This window comes from Rhizobium sp. FKL33, from assembly GCF_005222915.1.
Classification (GTDB): domain Bacteria; phylum Pseudomonadota; class Alphaproteobacteria; order Rhizobiales; family Rhizobiaceae; genus Rhizobium_E.
Map to the genome: position 1 here is coordinate 1 of NZ_STFX01000057.1, position 22,298 is coordinate 22,298.

19 protein-coding genes and 6 pseudogenes are annotated in these 22,298 nt (G+C 60.8%); 8 read left to right on the forward strand and 17 right to left on the reverse strand.

All coding sequences use genetic code 11. From position 1 onward, the window contains the following. From E8Q41_RS24950 to E8Q41_RS24975, 7 genes and pseudogenes are all read right to left on the reverse strand, one after another. Nucleotides 1-418 (reverse strand): annotated as a pseudogene (locus E8Q41_RS24950) (transposase); the annotation flags it as partial. Between the two features lie 284 nt (nucleotides 419-702). Next, nucleotides 703-1,113: a DoxX family protein gene (locus tag E8Q41_RS24955; RefSeq protein WP_137158281.1), complete on the reverse strand. Its 411-nt coding sequence runs from the start codon at nucleotides 1,111-1,113 to the stop codon at nucleotides 703-705. A gap of 11 nt (nucleotides 1,114-1,124) precedes the next feature. Next, on the reverse strand, nucleotides 1,125-1,268 hold the full coding sequence (locus tag E8Q41_RS26065) for a hypothetical protein (protein ID WP_246660318.1): 144 nt from the start codon (nucleotides 1,266-1,268) through the stop codon (nucleotides 1,125-1,127). Between the two features lie 9 nt (nucleotides 1,269-1,277). Further along, nucleotides 1,278-1,628: a cytochrome b/b6 domain-containing protein gene (locus E8Q41_RS24960; protein ID WP_137158282.1), complete on the reverse strand. Its 351-nt coding sequence runs from the start codon at nucleotides 1,626-1,628 to the stop codon at nucleotides 1,278-1,280. Nucleotides 1,629-1,656: 28 nt separating this feature from the next. Beyond that, entirely contained in the window at nucleotides 1,657-2,298 is a 642-nt protein-coding gene (locus tag E8Q41_RS24965) for a ferric reductase-like transmembrane domain-containing protein (RefSeq protein ID WP_205910422.1), read from the reverse strand. Next, a complete protein-coding gene (locus tag E8Q41_RS24970; protein ID WP_170976611.1) occupies nucleotides 2,295-2,825 on the reverse strand; it encodes a VOC family protein in 531 nt (176 codons plus the stop codon). Before E8Q41_RS24970 ends, E8Q41_RS24965 begins: the two co-directional genes overlap by 4 nt. A 96-nt stretch (nucleotides 2,826-2,921) precedes the next feature. Further along, nucleotides 2,922-3,341, reverse strand: coding sequence for a DoxX family protein (locus E8Q41_RS24975; RefSeq protein ID WP_137158284.1), 420 nt, complete (start codon nucleotides 3,339-3,341; stop codon nucleotides 2,922-2,924). 189 nt (nucleotides 3,342-3,530) lie between these two features. Between E8Q41_RS24975 and E8Q41_RS24980 the strand changes: the two are divergent. Together E8Q41_RS24980 and E8Q41_RS24985 are read left to right on the forward strand one after the other, a co-directional pair. Beyond that, a pseudogene (locus tag E8Q41_RS24980) lies at nucleotides 3,531-3,701 on the forward strand (LysR family transcriptional regulator); the annotation flags it as partial. 80 nt (nucleotides 3,702-3,781) lie between these two features. After that, nucleotides 3,782-4,058 (forward strand): annotated as a pseudogene (locus E8Q41_RS24985) (transposase); the annotation flags it as partial. Nucleotides 4,059-4,332: 274 nt separating this feature from the next. On the opposite strand, the gene E8Q41_RS24990 reads toward E8Q41_RS24985, so the two are convergent. The 5 genes from E8Q41_RS24990 to E8Q41_RS25010 form a co-directional block, all read right to left on the reverse strand. Further along, on the reverse strand, nucleotides 4,333-5,214 hold the full coding sequence (locus tag E8Q41_RS24990) for a sugar kinase (protein WP_170976612.1): 882 nt from the start codon (nucleotides 5,212-5,214) through the stop codon (nucleotides 4,333-4,335). 42 nt (nucleotides 5,215-5,256) lie between these two features. Further along, a complete protein-coding gene (locus E8Q41_RS24995) occupies nucleotides 5,257-6,012 on the reverse strand; it encodes an SDR family oxidoreductase (RefSeq protein ID WP_137158286.1) in 756 nt (251 codons plus the stop codon). After that, entirely contained in the window at nucleotides 6,009-6,863 is an 855-nt protein-coding gene (gene kduI / locus E8Q41_RS25000; RefSeq protein WP_137158287.1) for a 5-dehydro-4-deoxy-D-glucuronate isomerase, read from the reverse strand. The genes E8Q41_RS24995 and kduI overlap by 4 nt, the downstream gene beginning before the upstream one ends. Nucleotides 6,864-6,902: 39 nt before the next feature. Continuing rightward, on the reverse strand, nucleotides 6,903-7,916 hold the full coding sequence (locus E8Q41_RS25005) for a LacI family DNA-binding transcriptional regulator (RefSeq protein ID WP_137158288.1): 1,014 nt from the start codon (nucleotides 7,914-7,916) through the stop codon (nucleotides 6,903-6,905). 98 nt (nucleotides 7,917-8,014) lie between these two features. Then, a complete protein-coding gene (locus E8Q41_RS25010; RefSeq protein WP_137158289.1) occupies nucleotides 8,015-9,199 on the reverse strand; it encodes a glycoside hydrolase family 88 protein in 1,185 nt (394 codons plus the stop codon). 185 nt (nucleotides 9,200-9,384) lie between these two features. Here E8Q41_RS25010 and dctP point away from each other — a divergent pair, with 185 nt between their 5' ends. Both dctP and E8Q41_RS25020 read left to right on the forward strand, forming a co-directional pair. Continuing rightward, on the forward strand, nucleotides 9,385-10,365 hold the full coding sequence (dctP, locus tag E8Q41_RS25015) for a TRAP transporter substrate-binding protein DctP (protein ID WP_137158290.1): 981 nt from the start codon (nucleotides 9,385-9,387) through the stop codon (nucleotides 10,363-10,365). A 100-nt stretch (nucleotides 10,366-10,465) separates the two neighbouring features. Beyond that, entirely contained in the window at nucleotides 10,466-12,379 is a 1,914-nt protein-coding gene (locus E8Q41_RS25020) for a TRAP transporter large permease subunit (RefSeq protein WP_205910423.1), read from the forward strand. A 165-nt stretch (nucleotides 12,380-12,544) separates the two neighbouring features. Here E8Q41_RS25020 and E8Q41_RS25025 read toward each other — a convergent pair. Then, nucleotides 12,545-12,715: pseudogene (locus tag E8Q41_RS25025) on the reverse strand (IS6 family transposase); the annotation flags it as partial. A gap of 122 nt (nucleotides 12,716-12,837) precedes the next feature. Here E8Q41_RS25025 and istA point away from each other — a divergent pair. Next, a pseudogene (gene istA, locus E8Q41_RS25030) lies at nucleotides 12,838-14,058 on the forward strand (IS21 family transposase); the annotation flags it as partial. Between the two features lie 27 nt (nucleotides 14,059-14,085). On the opposite strand, the gene E8Q41_RS25035 reads toward istA, so the two are convergent. The 4 genes from E8Q41_RS25035 to E8Q41_RS25050 are packed head-to-tail and all read right to left on the reverse strand — an operon-like array spanning nucleotide 14,086 to nucleotide 18,725. Then, entirely contained in the window at nucleotides 14,086-15,009 is a 924-nt protein-coding gene (locus E8Q41_RS25035; protein WP_137158291.1) for an ABC transporter permease, read from the reverse strand. Between the two features lie 20 nt (nucleotides 15,010-15,029). Beyond that, on the reverse strand, nucleotides 15,030-16,091 hold the full coding sequence (locus E8Q41_RS25040) for an ABC transporter permease (RefSeq protein ID WP_137158292.1): 1,062 nt from the start codon (nucleotides 16,089-16,091) through the stop codon (nucleotides 15,030-15,032). After that, complete coding sequence (locus E8Q41_RS25045; RefSeq protein WP_170976613.1) at nucleotides 16,084-17,553, reverse strand: ABC transporter ATP-binding protein; 1,470 nt, start codon at nucleotides 17,551-17,553, stop codon at nucleotides 16,084-16,086. The genes E8Q41_RS25040 and E8Q41_RS25045 overlap by 8 nt, the downstream gene beginning before the upstream one ends. Before the next feature lie 50 nt (nucleotides 17,554-17,603). Beyond that, nucleotides 17,604-18,725 (reverse strand): BMP family ABC transporter substrate-binding protein, encoded by a 1,122-nt coding sequence (locus tag E8Q41_RS25050; protein ID WP_137158294.1) that lies wholly within the window; start codon nucleotides 18,723-18,725, stop codon nucleotides 17,604-17,606. A 184-nt stretch (nucleotides 18,726-18,909) separates the two neighbouring features. On the opposite strand from E8Q41_RS25050, the gene E8Q41_RS25055 reads away from it, so the two are divergent. From E8Q41_RS25055 to E8Q41_RS25065, 3 genes and pseudogenes are all read left to right on the forward strand, one after another. Then, complete coding sequence (locus E8Q41_RS25055) at nucleotides 18,910-19,914, forward strand: LysR family transcriptional regulator (RefSeq protein ID WP_170976614.1); 1,005 nt, start codon at nucleotides 18,910-18,912, stop codon at nucleotides 19,912-19,914. Then, nucleotides 19,911-20,963, forward strand: coding sequence for an isopenicillin N synthase family oxygenase (locus tag E8Q41_RS25060; protein ID WP_170976615.1), 1,053 nt, complete (start codon nucleotides 19,911-19,913; stop codon nucleotides 20,961-20,963). Before E8Q41_RS25055 ends, E8Q41_RS25060 begins: the two co-directional genes overlap by 4 nt. 100 nt (nucleotides 20,964-21,063) lie before the next feature. After that, nucleotides 21,064-21,787: pseudogene (locus tag E8Q41_RS25065) on the forward strand (IS6 family transposase). Nucleotides 21,788-22,298: the final 511 nt, after the last annotated feature.

Sequence of the window (22,298 nt, forward strand, 5' to 3'; positions counted from 1 at the left end):
CTCGACGATCCGGATGATCTCAAGCTTTTCGGTGGCGGGATATCTCATTCCTCGTCGCCCCCATGCCCGATCATGCTTTTTTGAGCAGGCGGTTCTCCAGGGTGAGGTCGGCCAGCGCCTCCTTCAGGTCGCGGCTCTCCTTACGCAGCGCCTTCACCTCGTCACTTGTCGCCGAGCGGGCGGTGTCACCGGCAAGCCGCTTCTTGCCCGCTTCGAGGAATTCCTTCGACCAGCTATAATACAGGCTCTCGGCGATCCCCTCGCGGCGGCAGATAGCAGCTATGCTGTCTTCGCCACGCAACCCTTCCAGCACAATGCGAATTTTGTCTTCTGCAGAATGGTGCTTGCGCGTCGCACGGCGGATGTCCTTGATCGTCTTCTCGGCCGCCGATGTCTGCGGCCCGGATTTTTGTCTCATCTTCGCTTCCTTTGAGTGAGCTACGATGAGCCGAAAATCCTCTCTTCTCAATTAAGCCAAATCTGTCTCATGGGCGCTGATGTCGGACAAGGACCTCAACGCTATCTGTCGCGCAGCGGCAATCAGAAAACGAAGAACACCTTGCCACCGACAATCAGCATGATAACTTGATCCCGACCGCGACCTAAGAATCTCATCCAGATTGTCGCAAGCGTCTCATCCTGATTGCCGCGCTATACTTTGGGTCCTGCCGGAAGGCGCGGGAAGGTGGTGAAAGTGCAGGGTCATGGCGAGGGGCTATTCATGGCTATGCCGCGCAGGCGCGCCCAGAGGATGAACAGGGTCAGGGCCAGCACCACGGTCTTCACCGGCAAGTCGCCGGGATTGCCTGCGGCAAGGTCAAGGCCCAGGGCCGTGACCTGCACGACCAACAGGACGGCGGCCGAGGCGGTGATCAATCCGCCCGGCAGGCGCACGATGCCCGGCAGGATCAGTCCGAGTGCGGCCAGCCCTTCGACCGCCGCAACGAGTCGCACCAGCCACAGGGGCGCGCCGGGGATCCAGACCAGGTCCATCTCGGCCAGCGTCGCCGGGGACGACAGACCTTCAAGCCCGGAGGCCATGAAGAACGGGATGGCGACCAGCGCACGGGCCACCCAGAGGGCGATGCGCCAGGCAGGGGTTGGATTGGCCATGACCAAAATGTTCACCTCTTGCGAAGCGCCGGGATCATCCGCGCCAGCGTGCCGTCCTTGCGGACGAACGTGTTGAAGATAGCGGCAAGTCCATGGGCAATCGCCGCGAAGAAGAGCACTGTATTGAAGATGAAGTGAACGCCGCCGAGGGGCAAGAATTCGTTCTAGGTCAGCATACCCGTGACGACCATGGCCAGCAGCAGGCCGTATAGCGCATTGTGCATGATGGTCGCGATCCGCGCCTGGGCGGCCGAGGTGCCGGGCGCATGGCCGGGCGTGCCGTAGCGCCGGCGCAGGCCAAGGCGGGCGATAACGGACAGCAGGATCGTGCTGCCGATGCCGACATGGACCCAGGCCCAGGTCACGTCGCCGGGCTCGGGCATCGTGCCCGCGCCGCGCGCGTCGACGACCCGGACAATAGCGTCGTTGAAGCCGATCTGCAGGATGACGCCGATTACGACGATCCAGTGCAGCCAGATCTGGGCAGGGCGGTAGGCGGCGGCTGTGTCGGGCATGACGGTTTCTCCGGGTTGGCGCTTGCGTTCAGTCAGCCGAGGGACGCGCGCGCAGGTACCAGTACCAGACGCGGTAGCATTCAAGCGCGATCAGTGGGCCAAAGTGGACAAGCGCCGGCGCTACTCCGCCCCAGTCATTCAGCGCGGCCCAATGGGCGAGGGTCAGGACGGCGGCGGCATAGGTCCAGCGTTGCAGCCATTTCCACCAGGTGCCCATCTGGCGGACGAACCAGTCGCACGAGGTGACGGCCAGCGGCACAAAGATCAGGAAGGCAACCCAGCCGGTCCAGATGTAAAACTTGGGCAGGTCGGACAGCACCGGATCGAGCGCGGCCTTGTCGATCAGATAAAGCACCGTGTGGAGGAGCGCATAGCCGAAGGCCGCGACGCCCAGATAGCGGCGGTTCTTCTTCATCCACTTCGGGCCACGCCATCCGCGCAGCAGCAAGGCAAGCGGCGTGGCCATCATGGCCACGATCAGGAAGCGGGCCGAGAACTCGCCCGAGGGGTGGATCATCTCGTGGATCACCGCTGATTCGCCCGAGATGAAGATCGCCACCGTCATCGCCACGCCGGGCGCTGCAAAAAGCGCCCAGAGGCCGTAGAGATGGAGAAGATTGCGCCACGGCGAAGGCGCAGAGGCAGTCTCGATCGGGCTTCGCTGTATCATGCTGCGTTCTCGTTAAGGTGGATGTCCCTTAGCGGCGATAGTGTCAGAGTTACGCCCGCCGGATCGGTCCCAGTCAGAACGTCCGAGCCCGGAATTTCCGTCAGTCGCTCGCGCCCGCTGTGTGGCCGTCCCGCGGCGTCGACCAAGGCAAAGCGTCCGCCAGCATCGCTGAAACGACCAAAGCGCTCCGGCGTCTCCCAGGCGATCTCAATGCCGTGGCCGTCGGGGTCGTCAAGATAAAGCGCCTTCGACATCAGATGATCGACTGGCGAAAACGGGATGCCAAGTTCCAGAAAACGCAGCATCCGGCGCGAGAACTCTGCCTGCGAGGGCATGCCGAAGGCCACGTGGTGCATGCCGGCATGGCCCCGGGCGACCGGGCGCGTAGCGCCGGGCGACAGCACCACCAGAGTCCGGTCAATGGTGCCGAGCGCGAGGCCTGGCCCCTGGTCCGGGCGGCGGACGAAGCCGATGACTCCGGTCCAGAACGCCCCGGCACGGTCGAGGTCGGTGACCGACAGGGTCAATGGTCCCCAGTTCAGCCGCTCCGGAGGTTGTCGGCTGCACATTGCCGGGCGAGGGCGAGTGCTGGCGTGTCCATGTCGGTCTCCGGTAAGTAAAGATCAGGCGCGGGGTGCAATCGGGGCCTTGCGGCTACGGCCCCAGAGAACGAAGACCGCGAGCACCACATAGATCAGGTTGAAGGGCAGCGGTTCGAACTCGCCGCGCACCGCATGGAACGGAATGGCCAGCGCCTGGATGGCAAGGAGGCCAGCGGCGGCCCAGACTGTCAGCTGCGGCTTGATGCGAGTTGCGGCGGGCAGGATCAGCCCGATCACGCCGAGAACTTCCATGAAGCCGATGAAACGGGGCAGCGCAGTCGGCACTTCGGACATCCAGACGGCGCCCATCTTGGCTGCCTCTTCCGGCGACAGGAAGTGGAACCACGCGCCCATCAGGTAAAGAGCGGCAAGCGCTATCTGTCCCACCCAGAGGGCGATGTTCCAGCTGCGGCTTGTGGTCGGTGTGATGTCTGATGTCATGGTCGGTCTCCGTCTTGAAGGGCGTCTGCCCGATTGTAGAGATCGGCTTATATTCCTTGCGTGCCGGCATTCGCGCCAGGTGGCAGAAATCAGCCATTCTGGAAATTTGATGGAGTGCACGATAACAGCGTTATCGGCGTCGATCATTGGGGCACTGTTCAATAGAACATTTCCTCTGGAGAAATGATGATGGACGCACTCCTGAGCATCCGGGTGTTTGCTGTGGTGGCCGAGACAAAGAATTCTGTCACAGTCGCCGTGGGAGGGGGCTTGACCAACGCTATGACCAGCAAGCCTATCCAACACATCGAAAAGCAGTTGGGTGCTTGGCTGCTGAAGCGCTCCAGCCGCAAAGTCTGCCTTACCGAAGCGTTGGCGCACGGATCATTCATGAGCGCTGATGTAGTCGGCTCGGCTGGAAACAACCCAGCCCAGTGGGCTACTATGGCTTCAGGCCGCTCGGTGTCGCCGAAAAGAATTCCGTGCCGATCATCTTCGCCTTTTGTCCTGCGCACGTGCGGCGCAAATTCTTTGAACTGGCCGACATCCAGAAAAATGCCGCAGACGCAAACGTAAGTCGACCTCACTGATCGCCTTGGAGGCCGTCCATCGGTACGACGCGCTGTTTGAGATCGAGCGCCAAATCAATGGATTGAGCGCCGAAGAACGACTGGCCGCGCGGCGGAAAAAAGCACGCTGCTGTTCGATGACATGCACCCCGCCAGAACAGAGGATCATGCTTTGCAAGGCCGCACAATTTGCAAGCTGCATCTGTCGTCAACCGTGAGGTCTTGCAAAATTCAATACTTGAAAGCTGGATATTGCCAAGAGAAATCAGCGAAATCCAAATTCTTCACGGGCGCCCCTTTCAAATACTGAAGGATAATCTCGCTGACCGCGCCTACAACAAGGCAACGAACCATAAAAGCCTTCAGTCTCCCGACCCTGTGCGGTTTCCACGATAGAGCTGAAGTCAGGCAGGCCTGACGCCTTAGCCGAACATGCCGGTTAATTGCAAAGGTGGCGCGACCAAGGCGCCGGGCCGGGATACGGTGTTGGCCGCCACAAGTTGGGCAAAGGCATTCGCCTCTATGGGTGAAGTACCGTTCATTCTGGCGACTAGATAGGCGGCGTTGTAGCTGTCGCCGGCGCCTGTCGTATCAACTGGAATAGTGAAATTGGGAGCGGGAAGCAATGTCTGCCGACCATTCAGCGACAGGGCGCCCGTACCCGGTCCATTCTTGACAAGCACTTCCGTTGACCCAGCCTCCGCGTATCGTCGGGCCGTCGCCATGGGATCTGCGTCAGCAAACAGGGCGGACTCGTCTTCGAAACTTGGCAGGACAATTTCGCAGGTCGCAGCCATCTGAATGTAAGCTACCCGTGCTTCTTTGGCGCTAGTCCAAAGGCGTGGCCGGTGATTGGGGTCAAAGGCCACCCGGAAACGACCCTCACGCAGCAAGGAGAACAGGCTCTGCCGGCCCTTCGGCCCGATGATGGCGAGCGTGATGCCTGTAAGATAAACGAGGTCGGCCCCGACCAGGGCAACGCGCACGTCATCGAGACAATCCATAAGCCGGCGTGCCGCCGACTGACCACGCCAGTAGTCGAAGCTTCTTTCGCCATCCGTAAGCGAAATCATGTACATCCCAACCGACCGCGTCTGGTGCGCTGCCACCCGGGCAAGCAGCAGCCCCGCATCGGTAATGAAGCGCGCGATCTGCTCGGAGGGGCGGCCGCGGCCAAGGCGGGTCAAGTAGTGGATTGACCAGTCTTCGGGGCACAGCTTGCGGAGGTACCATCCGGTATTGAGGCTGTCGCCAGCCACACCGGCCCGCAGCAGGTCCGCACCCGCCGAGGCCAGTTCGATCATCGGTTCGCCGATCGCAACAACCCGCATGCGCTGCGCCCTTCCTTATCGCGCCATCCAGCCGCCATCGACTGTCACACAGCTTCCTGTGACATAGCTTGCGCCCGGTCCGGCAAGGAACAGGATCGCGGCGGCAAGGTCGCCAGGCGCGCCCCATCTTCCACTGGGGATGCGTTGCAGGATGGCCTGAGACCGGCCGGGGTCGTTGCGAAGCGCTTCGGTGTTGTCGGTTTCGATGTAGCCGGGCGCAATGGCGTTCACAGTGATCCCGAGGGAGGCCAATTCATTCGCCATCGCCCGCGTCAGCCCAAGCAGTCCATGTTTGGCGGCTGCATAGGAGACGATACGAATACCGCCCTGAAAAGACAGTAGCGAGGCGATATTGATAATCCGCCCGCCTCTGCCGCCTTGGTGCAACTCCCGCGCCACCGCCTGCGAAAGGCCAAAGGCGGCCGAGAGGTTGATCTGCAAAACCTCGTCCCAATCGGTCCGGTCGAATGCAAGCAGGTCCTGACGACGGATCTGGCCCGCGTTGTTGACGAGGATGTCGACCGGGCCCGCTTGCGCCAGGACGGCGTCAAAATTCACGTCCCCGGTCAGATCGACGGTGATTTCGGTGAAGGACCTGCCAAGCGCGCGGATGCCGGATGCGGTGTCGGGCATGGGCCTGGAGCCGAGACCGACAATGTCAGCTCCCGCACGAGCCAGCACCTCGGCCGCCATCCGTCCGATGCCCGATCTCGCGCCGGTCACCATTGCGCGCTTGCCCTCTAGCCCGAATAGTTCATCCAGAGCGCTCATCGAATTACCCCCATCGGGACCATGTCCATATCGGTAAAGGACTGGTTGTCGCCAGCCATGGACCAGATGAAGGAATAGGCGCCGGTACCAGCCCCGCAATGCACTGACCAGGGCGGCGACAGAACCACTTCCTCGTTGCGGACGACCAGATGGCGTGTGGCTTCAGGGCGCCCCATCAGGTGAAGGACAAAAGCTTCGGGCGCGATGTCAAAGTAGAGGTACGCTTCCATCCGGCGGTCATGGGTATGCGCAGGCATGGTATTCCAGACACTGCCGGTGGCAAGGCGGGTCATACCCATCAGCAGTTGACAGGTGGGCAGCACGTCGGGATGCAGGTACTGAAACAACTTGCGTTCGTTTGAGGTGGCTGGGCTGCCGAGCTGCTTTTCTATCGCTTCGGACTGACGAACCAGTCGGGTTGGATGGGCCGCATGGGCAGGTGCTGAATTGCCATAGAGCTTCGCCGGATTTGCCGGATCAACCGACGCAAAGCCAAGCTCCTTCGCGCCCATGCCGATGTAAAGAGCATCAAAAGGCCCCACCTCCCAGGCGGCGCCGTCGACCGTCACCCGCGCAGGACCACCAATATTGACAAGCCCAAGTTCGCGCCGTTCCAGAAGCGTGGCGCTGCCGACCATCGCCGTAACCTCCGCCGGCACGCCCTGCGTATCGGCGGCTGGCTGCACTCCCAGCACCAGCATCCGATCATAATGCGTGTAGGTGGCCGTAATCTCGCCCGGGCGAAACATTTGTTCAACAAGGAAGGCCTCACGCAGCTCATGAGTGCCCATTTGCTCAGCCTGGGTGAAATGCACCGCGTGCCGAAGTGCGTTCAGGGGTGTCTGCGTCATCTAGAGTTCTCTCCTTCGCGGCACATGCCGCCATTGGTATTAGGCCAGTCGCGCTGCGGTTGACCGCCGGACCAGAAGTTCGACGCCGACGCTGATCCGTTGCATCGGAACGGCGGGGTCTGAAATGAGGGCGGCCAGCATATCCACGGCAATGCGACCAAGAGCTTGCCGATCGGATCTGACACTCGTCAGAGGCGGGGCCGACAGGTTGCCAAGCGCCAGGCCGTCAAAGCCGACGACCGAAATATTCGCCGGCACAGACAGGCCACGGGCCTGCATAGCCTGCATCACGCCAAGCGCGACAAGATCGTTGACGCAGAAAAAGGCGCTTGGTGCAGGGTTGTCTGCAGCCAACCATTGCTCGACCACATCCCGCGCCGAGAGACCTATATTGGAGGGGCTACCGAGATCGAGGATGTGGCGCGCCGGCTCGAATGTCTCACCAGCAGCCTCCAGCGCGCCGCGAAAACCTGCAAGCCTGCGGCGAATCGTTTCGCGCCAAGGATGGGTCACATGAACGATATCGCGATGGCCAAGATCGACAAGGTGCCGCGTGGCCATTGCCGCGCCGTAGAGATAGTCGGGCGCAACGCTGGACAGGCGCATGGACGGATCCATGCCGTTTACGATGACCGCCGGGGCGCCAGAACTGACCACGGCATCGACAAGAGCCGGGTCGTCGACGCCGACCAACAGAAGTGGCTGCCCCTGAGGCAGCCGGCCCGGAGCGAGCATTTCCTCGATCGTGCGAAACACCGAAATGCTGACATCCATGCCACAGGCCGCGCCCGCCGAGCCTATGCTCGTCAGAACATCCCCATAGAATGCATCGTTGACGACATAGCGCTCCAGAGTGATGACGGAAACCTGACCATGCAGCCGTCCTGACCGACCGCGATAGCCAAGCTCCTCGGCAATGCGCAGCACCTTGTCGCGAGTGGCGGAGCCCACACCCCCGCGGTTGTTCAGAACCTTCGACACGGCGCCGACCGACACGTCGGCCCGATCTGCAATGTCCTTGAGCGTAGGCTCGGATGGCATGGTGTCCTGCATCGGTCTTGTTCCCTCATCGCGCAGCAATAGTCGGCTGGCTTGATAGCACAGCGAAACCTATCGCCGGAAACGAAAGTTGCGTGCTCGTCATGCGGCGCTTACCAGAAGAAATCCCGATGCCCCTGCGCCCGCATCAGCGCTTCGATGAAGTAATAGTCGCCGTAGGGCAGCATCGCATCGCTGCGCCCAGCCGGAACATGGCCCGCGCCATGGGCCAGAAGGCCTTCGGCTCCCGGGGTCTGCGTCAGGTCGCAGGTCGCGAGCAGCCCGTCCAGGAGCCGATGGCCAAAACTGCGCCAGCGCGCCGCCTCCGGTTTCGGCGCCAGATCCGCCAGCATGAGGACACCCGCCGCCGTGATTGCTGCGGCGGAGCTGTCGACCGGATGAGAGCCGTCTGCCGGCAGAGCATAGTCCCACACCGGCACCGCTGCATCGCCCATCAGCGCTTCAGCCTTGGCAGCGAGGCGACAGGCTGCGTCGAGCGAGGCCGCGCGGCCCGTCAGACGATAGCAGTTGGCAAAGCCATGAATCAGCCAAGCCTGCCCACGCGCCCAGCAGGAATCATCCGCGTAGCCCTGATGCGTCTCTCCCCTCAAGGGCTCACCTGTCGAGGGATCGAACAGGAATGTATGGAACGTTGTGTCATCCGCCCGGATGAGATGACGGAGGCTGCTGTCTTCGTGCAGATCGGCGACCTCGCGGAAATCGCTGACGCCGGTCTCGCGATGAGCCCAGTGCAACAAGGCCAGGTTCTGGATCGTGTCGGCGATCATCCGGCCGTTCGCGAACCGCGCCTGAGCTCTGTCATGAGGGCCGACAGGGTTCCAGGCCTGCAGATACTGACCTTCTTCGCGGAACCGGCCGATCAAGGCACGTGCGGCCTCGATACCCATGGCGCGCGCAACCCCATCGCCCGTTGAGAGGAACTCGGCAACGGCGGACAGCGAAAACATGAAGCCGAGATCGTGGTCGCGGGCTCTCCGGCTGTCCAACACGGCGCGGAATTGCGGACGACGGGCGCGGCAGGCCGTAGCAAAGGCCGGATCACCCGTCAGCTGGCTCGCCAGCCATAGCTGGCCGGGCAGGAAACCCATGACCCAGTCAGGTCCGTCGCAGTAGCTCCACCGATGCCCCGGTTGGCCGATTTTCGGATTTCTAAGACCCGCGATCGACCGCAAGCCGACCAGACGATCAAGGCAGCGCTCAAGTGCGCTCTGGTATGCCGGGCGATGCAATGCCGGTCCATCGGAAAGAAAGTATGTCGTATGCTGCGAACGGGTCATGATGGTTCCTCCGCTTACGGTTTTCGCAATTCAATAAAGTTTCGTCAACTACGAAAATTAATTGACTTGAGAATTTTTTCGCCATATAGGTCAAGAAGGAAGCTGGGCCCCGGGGAGGAATTTCTGTCGTGGGAGGAAGAGCTTCTGTCCGTCGCATTGATTGCGGCATCCAGGAGGAGTATCAAATGAAAAGCACCCTGCGCGCTTTGGGCGCCCTGTTTGCCCTTGCGGCAAGCGCCATGGCAGCAAATGCCGAGACTTATCGTTTGGCGACCAACGTCACCGAAGACAGCACCGCTGGCAAGCTTCTTGCCGGTTTCGCCACGGTGGTGGCAGAGCGGACCGAAGGTCGTGTGAAGCTGCGGATGTTCCACAACGGCGTGCTCGGCGAGCAGCCTCAGTACCTGCAACAAATCCAGAGCGGCGTGCTGGATGCCGGCCTTGTAAACTCGGGAACCCTTGAGACTGCGGTGCCGGCCGTTGGCGTAATGAACCTGCCCTACATGTTTCGCACATCCAAAGAATATGCCCTGGTAATGACCAACGACACGGTGCTGGGGGCCCTGTCCACGGCGGCCGGCAAGAACAATGTTAGTGTGCTGGGTTTCATCTCGTCCGGCTACAGATCAATCTACACGACCAAGCCTGTCGCGGATTTTGCCGGACTCCGTGGCTTGAAGCTGAGGTCCATCGCCAGCCCGACCTATACAAAAATGGTCAGTCTCTTCGGCGGCGTTCCCACGCCTCTGCCTCTAGGTGAGGTGTATTCCGGCCTGCAGGCGGGTGTCGTCGATGGCGCCGAGGGTGGCCTTGCCGGTCTTTGGGTGGCAAAGTTCGGTGAAGTGGCGAAGTATGCTCTTGTTACCAACCATACGCGACTGACCGACTTCGTCGTGACGTCACCGGATTTCAGCGCCCGTGTCGGCGATGCCGACATGGCGATCTTGCGTGAAGAATTCCAGAAGCTCAGCCTCGGCTCGATCGAGTTCGCCGACAAGAACGAAGCCGATCAGCTGGCCCTCGCCGTCAGCAAACTGGGTGTCGTGGTGAAAGAGACCGATCTCGCGCCTTTCATGGCTGCTGTAACGCCGATGTACGACGCGGCCCGCGCCGATCCGGAAAAGAAGCCGCTTATCGAGGCCATTTTCAGCGTGACTGGACGGTGATCGCACCGCGAGCTGCCGGATCCCATTCGGCATCTTGAAGAGATTAAGGCGGCTGCCAAGACGTGCCGGCAGCCGCCATCCTGCATGAGGAGGATGCAGCATGGATGAACATTTAGCCGCCGCTCAGGCGCCCCTTACTGCTGGCTGGGCCGCCGAGACCACACGAATAGTCATTCAGATGATGCTGGCTTTGCTGCTTGCCTTGATGGTCGCGGCGATATCCTGGCAGGTCGGTTCCCGCTATCTCTTTGACAGCCCCAGTCTTCTGAGCGAAGAGTTTCTACGATTTTCCCTTGTCTGGTTAGGTTTTCTGGGGGCCGGCGCCTGCTTCTTCGGCGCCTATCATATGAATCTGCCGATGCTGGGCGAAATCCTCTCCCCGCGTGGTGCAACGGTACTTGCGCATGTGAACGCGCTGATCAACATCCTGTTTGGCGTGATCCTGATCTGGGGCGGCTGGAAAAGTATTGCCGTGAACGGTGCGACCGTGAGCCCGATGCTGCAGATCCAGATGGGCATCATTCTGTCGGTGATCATCATCTGTGGGCTGCTTATCGTCTTTACTCAGCTGGGCGTGATCCGGCGGCGCCTGTCTCAGGACGGTCAGGGCTTGGCCCCGCTTGCGCAAGCAGTCGGCGCTCTCGGCATCGTTTCGGTCCTTATTTGGCTGATCTGGAAGTCCGCATGGCTGAACGCTGCGGTCGACAGCAATCTGGAGCTGACTTCCACCATCGTCCTCTTCTTGGTTGCGACCGTTCTTCTTATCCTTGGCGCGCCAATTGCCATCGGTCTTGCCATGGCGGGGGTTCTCACGCTGGGACTGCAGCTCGACATGCCGCGCATTCTGCCGACGGTGGGCGAGACGATGTTCAACGGTCTGGACAGTTTCGGCTTCCTGGCCCTGCCGTTTTTCATTCTGGCCGGCAATATCATGAACGCAACCGGCCTTGCACGCCGCCTGATCGATCTGGCCATGCTGCTTGGCGGCCGATTCCCGGGCAGTCTCTGGCACACCAACGTGCTCGCTAACATGCTGTTCGGCACGCTTTCCGGGTCGGGCATCGCCGCTGCGTCAGCGATCGGGGGTATCATTGCGCCGGTGGCGCGCGAGAAGGGCTATGACATGGCCATGACGACCGCCGTCAATGCGGCATCGGCCCCTGCAGGCATGCTGATACCGCCGTCGGGCGCGCTGATCGTCTATTCGCTTATCACCGGCGGCAGCGCCTCGATCATCGCGCTGTTCATGGCCGGCTACCTGCCGGGAATCATCATGGGTGTCTCGGTGATGATCTGGGCCTGGTGGTATGCAAAGAAGAACGGCTACGAGGCCGACGCCGTGCGCCCGACCCGGTCGGAAGCCATCCGCACAGTGCTGCGGGCCCTGCCTAGCATGCTTCTGGTGATCATCGTCATCGCCGGGATCCTTGGCGGCGCCTTCACGGCCATCGAAGGGTCGGGCGTGGCTGTGATCTACGCGCTGGTCCTCGGAGTGATCTACCGCGCCCTTAGCCTTGAACGGCTGTACACGATCCTTGTCGATACGGCCCTGATGACCGGCTCGATACTGTTCCTCATCGCCTGTTCGACAATGATGATGTGGGCAATGACCTTCGCATCGATCCCCGAAACGGTGGCGTCACTCCTGTCGCTGGTGGCGGACAACAAGTTCATGGTTCTGCTGATCATCAACATCGTGCTGCTGATCGTCGGAATACCGATGGACATGGCCCCGGCCATGTTGATCTTCACGCCCATCTTTTACCCCATCGTGACCCAACTGGGCGTTGATCCCGTGCATTTCGGCATCATCATGGTCTATAACCTTGCCATGGGAATCGTAACGCCACCGGTGGGAACGGTGCTGTTTGTGGCCTGCGCCATCAGTGGTGAGCGGATCGGCGCGGTCACCAAGCCGCTCCTGCCGATCTTCGCTCTACAGATCGCCGGGCTTTTGCTGATCACCTACGTTCCGGCAATCTCGCTGGCGCTCCCGCGGCTCTTCGGGCTATGACGCAGCGGACGGTGCCGGATCACACCCCCTTCGCTGGCGCCGCGCTTGTCCCTGAAGAACGAGACTTATATGCTTTGCAGCTGATGATTTGACGTTTCTGGCTGAAGAAGGGGCCTGTCGCAAAGTACCCGATAACACAAGACGGTCCATTGAGCGGCTGCATTTTCACGCTTTGTTAACTTTTTGAAGTCCGAACAGGAACGCGAGCAGATCATTCTGGTCGTTGATGGTCCAATCGCCAGCGAAGCCAAAACCTTTCCTGAGCCAGAGCATCGCCTCGAAACCGGCGATTGTTCGACGCGCCGTCTTGAACGATTGGAAGCCGCCGATCTTGGGTGACAGCGGCGGTGCAAAATTAGACCACGGTAGCGGCGGGATAGTCCCGCTTCGGGCGGCGTAAAAGTCGGCCACCTATTTTCCTTCTGCGACGAATGCAGGAGGGCCTGGGGATCTATACCGTGGAATTATATCTGAAGGTTCGTCTGGCCTGCTCTGAAGGAATGAGCCGGCGTCAGGCTGCAAAGCATTTCAACATTTCGCGCGACAGCGTGTCCAAGATGCTGTCCTATTCGACGCCCCCCGGCTATCAGCGGCAATCACCGATCCGGCGGCCCAAGCTTGATGCGTTTATCTCGACGATCGATCACTGGCTTGATGAGGACGTGAAGCTGCCGCGCAAGCAGCGCCATACGGCCAAGCGTGTGTGCGACCGGCTGCGTGACGAGTGCGGTTTCACGGGCGGTTACACGATCATCAAGGACTATATTCGCGAGCGGGAGCAGCGTCGCAGTGAAGTGTTCGTGCCGCTGTCGCATCCGCCTGGCCACGCGCAGGCCGATTTCGGCGAAGCGATGGTGGTGATTGGCGGCGTGGAGCAAAAGGCGCATTTCTTCGTGCTCGATCTGCCGCATAGCGACGGCTGCTACGTGCGGGCTTATCCTGCGGCGGTGGCCGAGGCTTGGATCGACGGCCACGTCCATGCGTTCGCCTTCTTCGGCGCAGTGCCGCAATCGATCGTCTACGACAATGACCGCTGCCCCCTCTCGGGCATGCAAGCATGCCCTGCCGGGCAAGGTGTTGCGAAGATCCTGCCCGACGGCGCCCGCAAGCGGGCGACGTTGTTCAGCGGATTTCTGTCTCATTACCTGATCCGCGACCGCTATGGCCGGCCGGGGAAGGGTAACGATAAAGGGAATGTCGAAGGTCTCGTCGGTTATAGCAGGCGTAACTTCATGGTTCCGATCCCGCAGTTTCCGACATGGGATGCGTTCAATACCTTTCTGGAAGAGCAGTGCCGCAAACGCCAGCGCGACAAGCTGCGCGGCGAGAGCGAGACGATCGGAGAACGGCTACAGCGCGATCTGGCCGCCATGCGCCCCTTGCCGGCATCTCCCTTCGATGCCTGCGACCAGGCCAGCGCCATTGTGACGGCCCAGTCGCTGGTGCGCTACAAGACCAACGACTATTCCGTGCCGGTCGCCTACGGCCATCAGGATGTTTGGGTCCGGGGCTATGTCGATGCTGTGGTGATCGGCTGCCGCGGCGAGGTCATTGCTCGCCATCCGCGGTGCTGGGAGCGCGAAGACGTCATCTTCGACCCTGTTCATTATCTGCCGTTGATCGAGCATAAGGTCAATGCGCTGGATCAGGCCGCACCTCTGCAAGGATGGGACTTGCCGCTCTTTTGTTGCTGCAGCCAGCCGCCGTCAGTGCTTGTCTTGACGGAGATAGATCGCTCCCAGCGCCGCCGGCTCGCCGGATCCTCGACCGATCAGGGATGAGAGGAACAGCATCAGAAGCGTCAGCGCATAGGGCAGCATCATCATCAGATAGACCGGGACGTCAGCGCCCACTGCCTGCAGCCTGGGAATGAGCGCGTCGGCGCTGCCAAAGAGCAGGGCGCCGAAAATGGCGCGGGCAGGGCTCCATCTGGCCAGGATGACCAGTGCGATCGCGATCCAGCCGCGTGCGGCGATCATGTTCTCGACCCACACATGACTGGTGGCGATCGTCAGATAGGCGCCGGATAGGCCGCAGAGAAGCCCACAAAACAAAACCGTGGCGAGGCGTGTCCATTGGATGTCCACGCCTGCGACATCTGCTGCGGCGGGGTTTTCTCCCGCCGCCCGCAGCTTCAGGCCGGCGCGCGTCGCGCCAAGCCACCACCAGAGCAAGACTGCAATCACGGGCGCGACCACAGACACTATGTCCTGTGCTGCGATGAAGCGGCCGAGCCCAGTCTGCTGGTCGATGGCCAACAGATCGCCGAAATGGGGAAGTCCGGCAAAGGTCTTTTGGGTGAAAGGTCGACCCACCACGCCGGTTATGCCCAGGCCGATGGCGACAACGGCAAGCCCCGCCAGCGTCTGGTTCGCCCGGAACACCACCACCGCCACGCCGAAAACCAGCGACAGCGCCACGGCGGCGCCCGCGCCTGCGGCAAAACCCAGGAGCAGGCTATGGCCCGACAGAACCGTCACCGCAGCCATCATCGCGCCAAGCGCCATCAGCCCTTCCGCACCGAGATTGAGAACGCCGGCCCGTTCGCTGATGATCAGGCCGAGACATGCCAGAAGCAGCGGCGTGGTGTAGCTGGGTATGATAGCTGCCCATCCGATCATGAAGTCCATCGTCATCTCTCGCTTCAGTTTTATGACTTCACTGGGAAATGAATTGTGTAGGCGCTGAAAAAGCTCGTGGTCAGCACCGACATCAGCACAGTCCCCTGCGCCAGAACGATCACCGCTTCGGACACGCCGTAGAAGACCTTGAGCACATTGCCGGCTGTGTAGATGGCGGCCAGTGCGATCGCGACGAAAACGACCCACACCGGCCGGGATCGGCCGAGATAGGCGATGACGATGGCGCTGAACAGATAGCCGGAGCTGAGCGCCTGGCTCAGCCTATGCTCCGTGCCAGACAGGATCACGGCGCCAGCGAGGCCAGAGAGTCCTCCCGAGGACAGGGTCGCGACAAGCGAAACCGTCGCCACAGGCAGTCCGGTTTGCATCGCGGTGCGCCTGTTGAAGCCGATGGCGTCTGCGATGTAACCGAAGGGCGAGCGCTCCAGCAGAAAATAGACCAGGGCCGCAACGACGAGAGCCAGCGCGAGCCCCATATGGACCTGCCCCCAGCCGAGCATCGAGAACTGGCTTTCCAGCGGAAATTCCACCGTGATCGGGAAGCTGTTGGCGGGATCCCGCCACACCCCGAACAGCAGATGCTGTACCAGGAGAAAGGCTATGCTGGCGGATAAGAGGGTGGTGATGACCTCGCTGACCCCGTAGCGGGTCTTCATCCATAACCATGGCCAGATCGACAGGGCGCCGGCGGCGAAGGCTGCGGCAAGGCCGATCGGCAGCCGGAGGGACGGCGGCCCAATGTGGTGGAGCGCAACCCAGGTCGCCGCGATCGCGCCCATCCAAATCTGGCCTTCGACGCCGATGTTCCAAAATCGAATGCGCATGGCGATGGCGGATGCCAGCCCAACGAGGATCAGCGGCGCTGCTGACGTCATGGTTTGCGCCAGGCCGTCACTGGTCATGAAGGTCTGGACGATAAATTCCTGCAGCAGATCGGCTGCGGGCACGCCCACGCTCATGAGGATGGCGGCGGACAGGCCAAGCCCGATCAGAAGGCCGAATAGATATCCGAGCGCGGTCCGAATAGCACCGGGGGCTTGGCGCCGAATGAGATAGGCGGAATTAAGCATGGCCGGACAGCAGGCCTCCGATCCATTCAGGGGTGACCTCGCCGGCAGATCTTTCGCCCGCGATCAAACCGTTGTTGATGACGGCGACGCGATGCGACAGCGCCATGATTTCCTGCAGGTCCTCGCTGATCAACAGGCAGGCGGCGCCTTGTTCGACCGCCCTTGCGATCGCTTCGCGTACGAAGGCGCCGGCCCTGACGTCCAGTCCGCGCGAAGGGGAATGGGCAATCAGGATTTTCATGTTTTCATCCAGTTCGCGCGCCAGCAAGACCTTCTGGGCGTTGCCGCCGGACAGAAGCTCGGTCCGCCGGTTGGGCGCAGCGCCGCGGATGTCAAAACGGGCAATCGCGTCCACTGCGCGCGCGTTCATCCGCCTGCGGTCCAGCATAAGACCGCGGTTCTGCGCCCGCTGGGCAATCTCCGTCATAGAGATGTTGTCTGCGATCGTCATTTCGCGGACAAGTCCGCCCGCGAAGCGATCGGCGGGAATGATTCTGAGGCCAAGTTCGCGTCGGCGTCGTGGCGAGAGAGCTGTAGCGGCTTCGCCGGTAATGTCGATGGTGCCGGAAATCGGGTTCTGCGCGCCCGACAGACAGGCGACCAATTCTTCCTGCCCGTTGCCGCCCACGCCCGCGAGGCCCAACACCTCGCCAGCACGCAGATTGAGATCAAGTCCCTGCTGGGTTTTCTGGCCAGGGAAGCGGAGGGCTTTCAGCGCCAGACGCATTTCGCCAGGGTTGGCTTTTGGGCGATGGACCTGTGCGACGGCTTCGCCCACCATCAGCGATCCGATCTCCGCCTCCTTGACCTCCGCCATCGGAGCCGACGCCAGCACTGTGCGCCCATGGCGCATGACGGTCAGGCGGTCTGAAAACTCCGCGACTTCCTTGAGCTTGTGGGTGATCAGCGTCACAGCCAGTCCGGATCTCGCCAGACGGCGGGTAAAGTCTAGGAGCGCGGTGGATTCTTTTTCCGTCAGCACGGCCGTCGGCTCATCAAGAATGAGGATGCGGGCTCCCAGCAGGAGCACTTTGAGGATTTCGACGCGCTGGCGCTCGGCAGTCGAAAGTTCCGACACAATCTTCGCAGGGTCGATCTGAAGACCTACTTCTTCGGCCTTATGGCGAAGCTGATCCGCAGCCTGGCGGATAGACCGCGCTTGAGAGCCGAGGTTGAGCAATGCGTTTTCGGCCACGGTGAATGTCTCCACCAAGCGAAAATGCTGGTGAACCATGCCAATGCCAAACTGAGACGCATCCGCGGGGGATTTGGGGGCGAAGGCCTCGCCGTTCACACGCTGTTCGCCCGCATCGGGCGCGTAGATGCCGGCGGCTATGTTCATCAGCGTTGATTTGCCCGCGCCATTTTCGCCGACAATCGCATGCACCTCACCCCATCTCAGGGTGAAGCGCGCATCCTCCAGCGCCGGCTTGCCATCAAAAGCCTTGGAGATGTTGACCATCTCCAACGCTTCTGGCGTTCCAGGCGGCAGTCTGAGCCCAGAACTGGCGTTCATTGGGCGGCGGCAGGCATGGTGCCGGTAATGCCTTCAACGAAATAGTTCATATTCCAGAGCGCGCCGTCATCCACCTTTTCGCCCGCCTTGACGGCCAGCGTTCCGTCCTGCTTTTTCAGCGGGCCCTGGAAGGGGTCGAGCTTGCCGTCAATCATTGCTTTGCGTGCTGCTTCGATCTTTGCCTTGGTTTCGGCAGTCACGCTCGGCCCAAACGGCGCAAGATCCACGACGCCGCTTTCCAGGCCCTCGAACGCGCCGTATTCCTCAGGCTTCCATTTCCCCTCGGTGATCTCCTTGATCGTCGGCACAAGGTAGCGATCCCATTTGAACACCACGGAGGTCTGGATGCCCTTGGGCGCCGCCGCGCTCATGTCGATCTGGTAGCCGAAGGATTTAGCGCCGCGCTTTTCGGCCGCGTCAAGCGCCGAAGCTGCGCTCAGATCGGTGGCCACAACATCGGCCTTCTGGTCCAGAATCGCTTCGGACACCTGACCTTCCTTGACCGGATCCCACCAGGAATTGGTGAAGACGGCGATCGTCTGGATCGACGGGTCCACCGAGCGGGCCCCCAGAGCGAAGGCGTTGATGTCCCAGTTGACCACGCCGACCGGGAAGCCCGCGAGCATTCCGATCTTCTTGGTCTTGGTGGCGTCTGCGGCCGCAATGCCGGCGAGATACCAGCCCTGATAGGTGCGGGCATAGAAGCTTTCGAGATTGGCGCCGTTGGTGGTGCCGGAGGCATTGAGGAAAGCGACGTCCGGATAGGCCTTGGCGGCCTCCGCAATCGGCGCGGAATAGCCATAGGTCGTTCCAACAATGATGTTGAAGCCGCGCTTCACATAGAGATCGATGGCGGCGCGAAGTTTGGTGGCGTCTTCGGGAATGTTTTCGGTGACTGCGACTGGCAAGCCAAGCTGATCTTCAACTGCCTTGCGGCCCTTGTCGATCGCCTCGTTCCAGCCGCCATCGTTCACAGATGCGGCATAAATGAAGGCGACCTTCGGCTCGCTCTTCAAGGTGAACGCCGAGGCGCTTTGTCCGAAGAGAGCGAGGCTCGTGGTCAGCGCAACGAGGCCCAGACAGCGCGATCCGCTGTTGCGTTCCAAAATGTGTGTCATTCCTGTTCCCTTGTTTTTATTGGAAATTTCTTGGTTTCACGCGAACTTCAGCACGCCACGCAGGCGCTTGGCCGGCGAGACGGAATTTGCCCTGAGACCAGCGGAATTTTTATCCCGCGCTCTTGTGCAGCGCATTAAAGCCGATTAGCTTCGTCCATGCAACATAATTAATCATGATCAATTTATGGGCATATTGTCCATAAATATGGACGATCCGATGGATGTCGATGCGCTGGACGCGTTTCTGAAAATCGCTGAATACAGATCGCTTTCGGCGGTCGCCAAGCTTTATGGCGTGCCGAAATCAACGCTAAGCCTGCGCCTGAAACAGCTCGAAGGCGAACTGAACACGAGCCTGTTTCTGCGCGAGGGGCGATCGCTGGTGCTGACGGAGGCGGGGCAAACGCTGCGGACGCACGCCGCCGATATACTCGGCCGGTGCGAGGCCGCCCGCATGGCCGTGGCTGAAACCCTCGACGACGCGTCCGGCATGTTGCGCATCGGCGCGACCGGTGAATTCGGCACAGCATTCTACTCGCAGATGCTGTTCGCTTTCCGCCGACGCTATCCGAAGGTGCAATTGGATCTCAGCTTCTTTTCGCCGCATACGCTCTATCTGCCCGAACGGCAGGAAATGATGGACGCGATCATCTCCTGGGATGACGGCAATGCCGGGCAGGGCGGCGCCGAGCAACTCTGGACCGATCGTTTCTGCCTCTACGCCAGTCGGGACTATCTTGCGAGAATGGGCACGCCGGCAACGCCCGCGGAGCTGGAGGAGCATCAGGCTGTGATGTTCAGGCAGCCGGCGGGACCGCAGCTTTGGCTTTTGCAGAGGGACGCCGAAACCCTCTCCATCCTGCCGCGCTCAGACCTGTTCGCCAATGAATACTGGACGGTGAAATATTTCGCGGTGGCTAGTGAAGGCATCGCTTATCTGCCGTCCTTCTTCACGCAGATCGAATGCGAGCGCGGTGATCTCGTGCGCGTCTTGCCGGGATGGGAGTCAGCGCAGCAACGTGTGACGCTCCGCGTCATGCGCCCCAGCGCGCTCTCGCGCCGCATGGGCGCTTTCATCGATTTCTGCAGGGACTACTTCTCGCCGGGCTATGTGTTCAACGGCCCGCGCTACTATGTCGAGACCATTTTTAACCCGACAAACACGACACAAACAGGAGAACAGCGATGAAGGAATTGCCAACAGGAAATGGCGCGCGCCGGATCAAGGCCGGACTGGACCCGGTGCGCGTGCCATTCGACCAGATCCCCGTGATCGATTTGGAAGCCATGTTCACTGCCGACGCCGAAGCAAAGGCTGCGCTTGCCGAAAGCCTGCGCAAGGCCTGCACCGAAGTGGGCTTTCTCTACATCAAGAACCACCACTTCCCCAAGGAGGTGCTGGACACCGCATTCGCCGAGGCTGAGAGCTATTTTGCGCAGCCTGACGAGGCCAAAATGCAGACGCATGTGTCCAAGTCCACCAATCTGCGCGGCTATGCCGCCATGCTCGAGGAGAACACCGATCCGACGGCGCGCGGCGACCTGCACGAGTCCTTCGACATCGCGCTGGAAGTGCCGGCCGATGACCCGGATGTACTAGCCGGCAAAGTGCTTTACGGCCCCAATCAATGGCCCGAAAACCGGCCCGCATTCCGCAAGGCGCTGGAAACCTACCATGCGGAGATGATCAAGCTCAGCCATCATCTTCTGCATGCCTTTGCGCTGGCGCTCGGCCTTGAGGAAACCTATTTCGACGGCATGGTGACCAAGCCGCTGGCGACGCTGCGCTTCCTGCACTATCCGCCCCAGTTCGGCGAGATCGACGAGCGCCAGATCGGAATCGGAGCGCATTCGGACTACGAGTGCTTCACCATCCTCGCCCAGCAGATGGGCGTTCCCGCGCTGCAGGTGCTGAACGCCGCCGGCGAGTGGATCGCGGCCGATCCGATGGAAGGCTGCTTTGTGGTCAATGTCGGCGATCAGATGGCGCGTTGGACCAACGACCTCTTCGCCTCCACCGTCCACAGGGCGATCAACCGCTCGGGCAAGGAGCGCTATTCCATTCCGTTCTTCTTCGGACCGAACTATGACACCGTTGTCGAAGTTCTGCCAAGCTGCGTGGACGAGGCCCATCCGGCAAAATATCCGCCGATCACCTCAGGCGACTATGTCAACGGCCGCTTCACTGCGACCTTCGCAAGCTATGCTAACCAGCAGAAGGACGCGCCTTCCGCCTGAGATACTGTGATTAAGCGCGGAACTTTGACCCCTTTCGGCGCGGAAGAATGACCCTAGTGGTATCGTAACGTTAACCGCGCGGCGATTTGGCTGTGCGATTTTGCGGCACGACCCAAGCCGTTCGCAATGCCCTTTATCGCCGCCACCGGTTCCCGGCTGAAGTGATTGCCCAGGCTGTCTGGCTCTATCTTCGTTTTCCGCTCAGTCTGCGGATGGTCGAAGACTTACTGGCGGCGCGCGGGATCATTGTCTCGCACCAGACAGTCCGCCTTTGGGTCGAGAAATTCGGTCGCCACTTTGCCAATGAAATCCGGCGCCGGTCAGCTGGAAAGCTTGGCGATAAATGGTATCTCGATGAAGTCGTCATCTCCATAGGCGGCAAAAAGCACTGGCTGTGGCGGGTCGTTGATCAGGATGGCTTTGTTCTCGATGTGCTGGTGCAGAGCCGCCGCAATACCAAGGCAGCCAAACGTCTTATGCGAAAGCTTCTCAAAGGACAGGGTCAAGCACCCCGTGTGATAATCACCGACAAACTCCGATCCTACGGCGCGGCCAAACGCGACATCATGCCCGGCGTGGAACACCGTTCGCACAAGGGATTTAATTACCGGACGGAGAATTCACATCAGCCGACACGACGGCGAGAGCGCATCATGAAGGGCTTCAAGTCAACTCGACATCTCCAGCGTTTCGTCTCCATTCATGATCCGGTCGCCAATCTCTTCCACATTCCACGCCACGATATCCCGTCCCACCATTACCGTGAACTGAGAACCGCAGCCATGCAAATGTGGAGCGAGGTCGCGCGACTGCAAGCTGCGTGAGAGAAAACGGCGAGCAGTCTCATCTTCACGAGCCCGGCGCACGATCTGCGCATCCAGCGTCCGGATCTGATCATTCAGTTGTGACAAAACAGCGGACAGAAACCGCAGTGCGTTTTGTCGAATTGGCAAGGAGCCAGCGCCACAAGGCGACCGTCCGCAGCGATTGAGCGGCTTTGCATTCTCTTGTCTGCCATCGAAATCCGCACGTCCAGCAGTCGTCTTCAACGTGATTTGTTGCGACTCTAAGCCTGTCGATCGGCGTGATTCTGCGGAATCGATTGCGCTCTGATGATAGCTGTTTTGGTTTTCCAAGATCAGCGGAATCTTCTGGGTCGGCCGGAATTTGCCAACAGGGGAAATCCGGCCATCGCAGAACTCTGTATTCTGCGACGTCGCAAAAGTCGAGAAAACAAGTGTCGCTCAAATTGGGCAGACCGTCTTAAAACTCTTCGGGTGAATGAGGTCCTGCGCTTTTCAGTGCCGGAACTCTGTGGGTGGCGAGATTTCCCTG